Below are 7,497 nucleotides of genomic sequence, written 5' to 3' on the forward strand. Positions count from 1 at the left end.
AATTGAGACGCTTTGCGTAGAGAATGATTATGTCTGAAAGACGTATGGTGGTAGCCCAGGCGGATTGTCCGGCGCGGCGCGTCCCTGACGGTACACCGCTGTCTATTCCTGAAGGAACCTTTGTTACCATCACCCAGGCCTTGGGTGGCAATTACACGCTAACCTATCACGGCCAGATGGTGCGGGTAGATGGTACCGATGCGCATTTGCTTGGGCTTGAGTCAGAGACAATAAGCTTTCCTGAGCCTGTTAATGACCAAATTGTCGAAGAACAAGTATGGCAGGCGCTGGGAACTGTGTTCGATCCTGAGATCCCCGTAGATTTGGTTAATCTCGGGCTGATTTACAGCGTTAAGGTTGATCAGGCGGCAAAGCAAGTGGATATCCAAATGACCTTGACTGCGCCAGCCTGTGGTATGGGGCCGGTATTGGTGGGTGATGTTGAATATCGGGTGCGCAAGGTGCCCAATGTTAAAACGGTGAAGGTCGAATTGGTGTTCGATCCTCCTTGGCAGCGCCATATGATGAGCGAAGAGGCCCAGTTGCAAACCGGTATGTTCTATTGATTACCCTGTATTGAGAAGTTTGATGACCCAATTTGGCATAGATGTAACCGTCGATGACATTATCGACAGTCTCGGTTTTTTTGATAACTGGGAAGAGCGCTACAAGTACATTATCGATCTGGGCAAGGAGCTACCTGAGATGGATTCCAGTTTGCGTACCGATGAGTATCTGGTGCGTGGCTGCCAGAGCCAGGTGTGGTTGGTGGATGAATGGCGCGCGGGCAAGTTGTTTTTCCAGGCAGATAGCGATGCATTTATCGTTAAGGGTTTGCTTGGCGTAGTCCTGGCTGCCTTTAACGGCAAGACCCCAGGGGAAATCCTCGCATTTGATATAGATGCTTATTTCACGCAGCTGGACCTTTTGCAGCACCTGAGTTCTACCCGGGGGAATGGCCTTAGGGCGATGGTGAAGCGGATTAAGGATCGCGCTAGCCAAACTAATTAAGCTGGTCCACTTCGGATGGGATATCGGAGCAGGTTTCCTAGCCGATTTTGTTTATTAATCAAATAGCTAGGATATAAAAATAATGTAAACCCGCGTATAATTCGCGGGTTTTGTATTTTGTAGGCATTGAATCCGCTTTTGGGCGGTGAAATCCGAGCCTGCAGTAACCGGAAAATCGCGTGTGGAGCGTCTCATGGCTGTTGAACAAACCTTATCCATTATCAAACCCGATGCTGTTAGTAAGAACCATATCGGTGAAATCGTCGCTCGTTTTGAAAAGTCTGGCCTCAAAATCGTTGCCCAGCGCATGATGCTGTTGAGCCGTGCCCAAGCAGAAGGCTTCTATGCCGAGCACAAAGGCCGTCCATTCTTCGCTGGCTTGGTCGATTTTATGACCTCTGGCCCTGTGGTTGTGCAAGTGCTGTCCGGTGAAAATGCTATCGCGGCTAACCGCGAACTCATGGGCGCTACTGATCCTCCCAAAGCGGCTCCGGGTACCATCCGTGCTGATTTTGCGGAAGCCATTGATGCCAATGCTGTCCACGGTTCAGATTCGCCCACTTCAGCTGCGCGCGAGATCGCTTATTTCTTTGCCAGCAATGAAGTTGTTATCCGTTAATTTTGTAATCACTGTTATTCCCAACGTAGTTCACCAGGTAATAGAGCCATGACTGAAGTTTCCAGTTCCACTAACACCGCTAGCGCGGAGGTTGCAGAGGGCTCTGCCAAAATGAATCTGTTGGGCTTGCCAGAAGCCAAACTGGTGGCATTTTTTGAATCGATTGGCGAGAAAAAATTTCGCGCTATTCAGGTGATGAAATGGATCCATCAGCTTGGCGCTGACAACTTTGATGATATGACTAATGTCAGCAAAGATTTGCGTGCAAAGTTGAAAAACATTGCGGAAATCCGTATGCCGGAAGTGGTACAGCAATTTGATTCAACCGATGGCACACGTAAGTTTTTAATTCGTGTCAGTGGCAATAATGTTATTGAAACCGTATTTATTCCCGATGGTGACCGCGGTACTTTGTGTGTGTCGTCGCAAGTTGGCTGCTCATTGGATTGCAGTTTTTGTGCAACGGGCAAACAGGGGTTTAATCGCGATTTAACAGCAGCAGAAATTATTGGCCAAGTGTGGATTGCGGCCAAATCCTTTGGTCAGTTGCAGGCGAATGGCCCGCGCAAAGTGACCAATGTGGTGATGATGGGGATGGGCGAACCATTGCTCAATTTCGATAACGTTGTCGATTCCATGAACCTTATGATGCACGACAACGCCTACGGAATTTCCAAGCGTCGCGTTACGCTGAGCACCTCCGGTGTGGTGCCGCAACTGGATCGTTTAAGCCAATATACCGATGCCTGCCTTGCTATCTCCCTACACGCACCTAACGATGAATTGCGCAATGAATTGGTGCCAATCAATCGTAAATATCCGATTGCAATGTTGCTTGATTCTGCCAAACGCTACATCGAAGCAATGCCGGATACCCATCGCAAAATTACCATTGAATACACATTGATTGATCAAGTGAATGACCGTCCTCATCACGCTCGTGAATTGGCTGAACTTTTACGTGATGTTCCAGTCAAGATTAATTTGATTCCATTTAACCCCTTTAATTTGTCTAATTACAAGCGCGTGAGCAATAACGCCTTGCGCAAGTTTCAGGATATTTTGATGGAAGAAGGTTATATCACTACGGTACGTACTACGCGTGGTGATGATATAGACGCAGCTTGCGGTCAGTTGGCCGGTCAAGTAAATGATGTGACTCGTCGTAGTGAACGCTACCGCGCACAATTTGATGAGATACAAGCAGTAAAAATCGTTAACCAATAACTCCAAATACAATGGTGTCAATGATGCAAATGAATAACTTTATAAGATTGCTGAAATTAACCCTGGTGTCTGTTATTGCGGTAGTTTTTCTCGTCAGTTGTGTATCTGAAGGTAAAAATAATACAGGTAAGGCTACTCGTCAGATAGACAAGGTTAAAGCACTTGATTTGCACATCCAGTTAGCGAACGGATACATAGATAAGGGTAATCGAGAGGCTGCTCGGCATCATTTACGTAAAGCATCGGATCTCAATAAAAACTCTGCAGAAGCGATAGAGGCAATGGCGCGTCTTTATCAGCTTGAGGGTGAGCCCACCTTGGCTGATGAAACCTTTAAAAAAGCTCTTAAGCGAAGAAAAAGTTTCACTTTGGCGAATAATAATTATGGTGTGTTTTTGTTTGGTGTGAAGCGTTATGAAGAGGCATTGGCGCAATTCGAGCTGGCGGCCAGTGATCTTGATTATGACGGGCGCGCCTCTGCTTTGGTGAATGTTGGCAGGACTGCGTTATTGCTTGGAAACAACGAGCGCGCTAAGGCTGCTTTTGAGCATGCATCAATATTAGATAAAGGTATTTCTGAGCCGTATATTGAATTGGCCGCCATGAGCTTCCAAAATCAGGAATATGCTGATGCTAAGAAATATTTGGATCGCTATCAGGCGCTGGGGCAACAATCTGCACGTGCGCTCTTGCTTGGAATTCGTTTGGAGCGTGTGTTTGGCAACAAGGATAAAGAAGCCAGTTATTTGTTGGTATTAAAGAATCGATTTCCCTATTCCAAGGAATATTTGGAATACAAACAAACGATGATGTAAAACCACAAACGATATTACGACGACTAACGGGCTTTCAATGGCATCTGAAGACGAAAAAAAATCTACCGACGATGGTCGTTTTCGCGAACTCTCGCCTGGCAAGTTATTAGTTTGGGCGCGTGAGCGTGCAGGCTTGACTCAGGAACAGGTAGCGAAAGAACTCTACATGACGTTGACCAAGGTGCGTGCGCTTGAGTCAGATGATTATCGTCATATGGGGTCAGATACATTTACTCGTGGGTATTTGCGGGCATATGCAAACTTGGTAAAGCTTGATGTGGTGCAGGTGCTTGCCGCATATGATCGTCATGCCCAAAAACATGGGTTGGTTGAGCAAGTTTTACCACGTCGTGTTGAATCTGCTAACAAACCCTTGTGGCAATTTATTGTATTGGTTTTGTTTGCTTTGTTAATTCTTTGGTTGGTATCGGTTTGGTTTTTTGACAATCGCCAGCAGCCCTCTTACGACCGGCCCATGGCAGTTGTACCTCCAGTGGAAACTGCGCTGAATGTGCAATCGCTAGAAAAATCCAGTGCAAGTCAGGTATCGCTTAGTAGCTCTGCGTCAGTAACAGCAGTGGAGCAGTTGGTTGAAGGACAGCAACCAATGGATGCTAAGTCTGGTGTCACCGTGGACTCTGCACAGAGTTCAAGTGTATCTAGTGGGATTCAGTCTGTGGCAACTAACGTGTCTATGGCCTCAGTAGCGTATTCGGTGAAACAAGCTAATGCTAATCAACTGGATTCAATTAGCTTTTCTTTCACTGAAGAGTGCTGGCTTGAAGTCAGTGATGCGCGTGGTGATGTATTGATGGCTGATCTACAATCCGCAGGTAGTAGTTTGCAATTGCAGGGTACAGCTCCCTTTGATGTGAAGCTCGGTAATTCACCTGCGGTCAAGATAGAATTAAATGGCGATCAAGTCGCTATAGTGCCGGCATTGGGTACCAATGTATTGTCGATAAAAGTGGGTGTGTCCACTCGCGAGTAATTGCGTAAAATTGATCAGGAATAGTTATGCACTGCGAGTCTCCAATAAAACGTCGTAAATCTCGCCAGATTATGGTCGGTAATGTTCCCGTTGGCGGTGATGCGCCTATTTCAGTACAGAGTATGACGAATACCGAAACGACTGATGTTGCGGCAACTGTAGAGCAAATTCGCCGCATTCAATTGGCTGGTGCCGATATTATTCGTGTGTCTGTACCAACGATGGAGGCGGCGGAAGCGTTTGGTGAAATTCGCAAACAAGTCAATATTCCTTTGGTAGCGGATATCCATTTTGATTATCGGATCGCGTTGCGTGTAGCGGATTTGGGTGTGGATTGTTTGCGTATTAACCCCGGTAATATCGGGCGCGAAAAACGTATTAAAGCGGTAGTGGATAAGGCGCGCGATCTCAACATTCCGATTCGTATTGGTGTTAATGCGGGTTCGCTTGAAAAAGATTTGCAAAAAAAATATGGCGAGCCTACGCCCGATGCGTTAGTCGAGTCGGCGTTGCGTCATGTTGAAATTCTGGATTCGCTAAATTTCCATAATTTTAAAGTCAGTGTAAAAGCATCCGATGTATTTATGGCGGTGGCTGCATATCGCAAGCTCGCTACACTGATTGAGCAACCATTGCATTTAGGAATTACTGAAGCGGGTGGCTTACGTTCGGGCACAGTGAAATCTTCTATAGGTCTGGGTGCGCTGTTAATGGATGGTATCGGTGATACGATTCGTGTGTCGCTTGCTGCTGATCCTGTTGAAGAAATTAAAGTAGGTTGGGACATGCTGCGCAGTTTGCGTTTGCGCAGTAAGGGCGTAAATTTTATCGCATGCCCAAGTTGTTCACGGCAAAATTTTGATGTGATCAAAACGATGAATGATCTTGAACAACGAGTGGAAGACATTACTGTTCCGCTCGATGTCGCCGTTATTGGTTGTGTGGTTAATGGCCCGGGTGAAGCCAAGGAGGCAGACTTGGGGCTTGCTGGCGGCACACCAAGCAATTTAATTTATATTGACGGTGAACCTAACCAAAAGTTAACCAATGAAAATCTGGTTGATAATTTAGAGCGGTTGATCCGCGCAAAAGCGGCGCAAAAGCAAGCACAGATGGATGCTGACGCCAGGAATATTATTGCTAAAGGCTAATCGCTTTTGGCTTGTAACAATTAAGGTTAGAAATTGAAAAAAATCCAGGCAATTCGCGGTATGAACGATCTGCTTCCGGCAGATTCGCCGTTGTGGCAATACGTTGAAGGTGTCGTTACTGATATTTTGGCGCGTTACGGTTATCAGGAAATTCGTTTTCCGATTGTTGAATCAACGGAATTATTTAAACGTTCGATTGGTGAAGTTACCGATATCGTTGAAAAAGAAATGTATACCTTTGAGGATCGCAACGGTGACAGCCTCACCCTGCGCCCTGAAGGTACTGCGTGTTGTGTTCGCGCCTGCGAAGAAAATGGTTTGCTCTACAATCAAACGCAACGCCTTTGGTACATGGGGCCTATGTTTCGCCATGAACGCCCCCAGAAAGGTCGCTACCGCCAGTTTCACCAGATTGGTGTAGAAACCTTTGGTATTCAAGGGCCGGATATTGATGCCGAAGTGTTGGTTCTTAGTGCGCGTATTTTGCGCGAGCTTGGTGTTGCTGAACACGTGCAGTTGCAAATTAACTCGCTCGGTAGTGCAGAAGCGCGAGTGGCCTATAAAGATGCCCTGGTTGCTTATCTGAATAATGTGCAGGATCAGTTGGATGAGGACAGCAAACGCCGCCTCTCTACAAATCCGATGCGTATCCTCGATTCCAAAGATGCAAACACCCAGGCATTGCTCAATGCAGCGCCAGTATTGCTGGATTATCTTGATGAAGAATCGCGTGTGCATTTTGAGGGTCTAAAATCCTTGCTTGATGCTGCTGGTGTTAGTTACCAGATTAATCCGCGCTTGGTGCGCGGCCTCGATTATTATGGTAAAACGGCGTTCGAATGGGTGACTGACAAATTAGGCGCTCAAAGTACAGTCTGCGCCGGTGGCCGTTATGATGGTTTGGTCGAACAATTAGGTGGTAAATCAACGCCAGCGGTTGGATTTGGTATCGGCCTTGAGCGCTTGGTTTTACTGTTGCAGGCGGTAGAAGCAATACCCGAGGGGCTTGATCAGCAGGCGGATATTTATTTGGTTGCTGTGGGTGATGTGCAATCAGTTGCTATGCAATTGGCAGAACGGATTCGCGATGAGTTGCCTTTTGTGCGATTGTTAACCAATTGTGGCGGAGGCAACTTTAAAAACCAGCTGAAAAAAGCCGATAAAAGTGGTGCAGATATCGCACTTATTTTAGGTGAAGATGAAGTCAAAGCAGGTAAAGTGACGATCAAATTTTTGCGTGAAGAAATCGAACAGCAAACACTCGATTTTGATAAGGCAATTGCTTACCTTCTTGCTCTTGAGTAAAGCGGTTCGCCGAGTAAAAAAATAACGTTTTAAAATTATTTCATTTTTTGCGCATTGCGCTAAGGCCTACAGGAGTCAATTGTGAGCGTACATCTTTCAGAAGAAGAACAATTAGAAGTACTAAAGCGTTGGTGGAAAGATTACGGTAAAACTGTAATTGCCACTATAGTTATTGCTGTGGTTGCTTATTTTGGTTACACAGCCTGGCAGGATCAAAAACGTCAAAAAGCAGAAAAAGCATCTGAAGTTTATGAACAATTGTTAAAACTGGTAAATGTAGAGCCAGGCAAAACAATGAATGATGCAGATAAAGCGACAGCGGCTCATTTGGCATCGTAGTTAAAAGACGGTAATAGTAAAAGTATGTAAGCGGACAGT

General features: G+C 46.0%; 9 protein-coding genes. All 9 read left to right on the top strand.

Translation table 11 applies throughout. From position 1 onward, the window contains the following. Nucleotides 1–29: 29 nt before the first annotated feature. The gene (gene sufT, locus ACWA6V_RS13845) at nt 30–566 is read left to right on the top strand and encodes a putative Fe-S cluster assembly protein SufT (RefSeq protein WP_449523041.1); all 537 of its coding nucleotides are present in this window, start codon (nt 30–32) and stop codon (nt 564–566) included. A gap of 22 nt (nt 567–588) precedes the next feature. Further along, on the top strand, nt 589–1,011 hold the full coding sequence (locus tag ACWA6V_RS13850; protein ID WP_449523042.1) for a SufE family protein: 423 nt from the start codon (nt 589–591) through the stop codon (nt 1,009–1,011). A gap of 193 nt (nt 1,012–1,204) precedes the next feature. Continuing rightward, a complete protein-coding gene (ndk, locus tag ACWA6V_RS13855; RefSeq protein WP_449523043.1) occupies nt 1,205–1,630 on the top strand; it encodes a nucleoside-diphosphate kinase in 426 nt (141 codons plus the stop codon). 48 nt (nt 1,631–1,678) lie between these two features. After that, on the top strand, nt 1,679–2,857 hold the full coding sequence (gene rlmN / locus ACWA6V_RS13860; RefSeq protein ID WP_449523044.1) for a 23S rRNA (adenine(2503)-C(2))-methyltransferase RlmN: 1,179 nt from the start codon (nt 1,679–1,681) through the stop codon (nt 2,855–2,857). Nucleotides 2,858–2,880: 23 nt separating this feature from the next. Beyond that, the gene (pilW, locus tag ACWA6V_RS13865; RefSeq protein ID WP_449523045.1) at nt 2,881–3,672 is read left to right on the top strand and encodes a type IV pilus biogenesis/stability protein PilW; all 792 of its coding nucleotides are present in this window, start codon (nt 2,881–2,883) and stop codon (nt 3,670–3,672) included. Between the two features lie 37 nt (nt 3,673–3,709). Continuing rightward, entirely contained in the window at nt 3,710–4,663 is a 954-nt protein-coding gene (locus ACWA6V_RS13870) for a RodZ domain-containing protein (RefSeq protein WP_449523046.1), read from the top strand. Between the two features lie 26 nt (nt 4,664–4,689). Then, on the top strand, nt 4,690–5,814 hold the full coding sequence (gene ispG, locus ACWA6V_RS13875; protein WP_310069799.1) for a flavodoxin-dependent (E)-4-hydroxy-3-methylbut-2-enyl-diphosphate synthase: 1,125 nt from the start codon (nt 4,690–4,692) through the stop codon (nt 5,812–5,814). Nucleotides 5,815–5,847: 33 nt separating this feature from the next. After that, complete coding sequence (gene hisS, locus ACWA6V_RS13880; RefSeq protein WP_449523047.1) at nt 5,848–7,119, top strand: histidine--tRNA ligase; 1,272 nt, start codon at nt 5,848–5,850, stop codon at nt 7,117–7,119. Nucleotides 7,120–7,200: 81 nt separating this feature from the next. Then, the gene (locus ACWA6V_RS13885) at nt 7,201–7,458 is read left to right on the top strand and encodes a YfgM family protein (protein WP_449523048.1); all 258 of its coding nucleotides are present in this window, start codon (nt 7,201–7,203) and stop codon (nt 7,456–7,458) included. The last annotated feature ends 39 nt before the right edge of the window (nt 7,459–7,497 follow it).

The sequence above is a fragment of the Cellvibrio sp. genome, assembly GCF_053579595.1.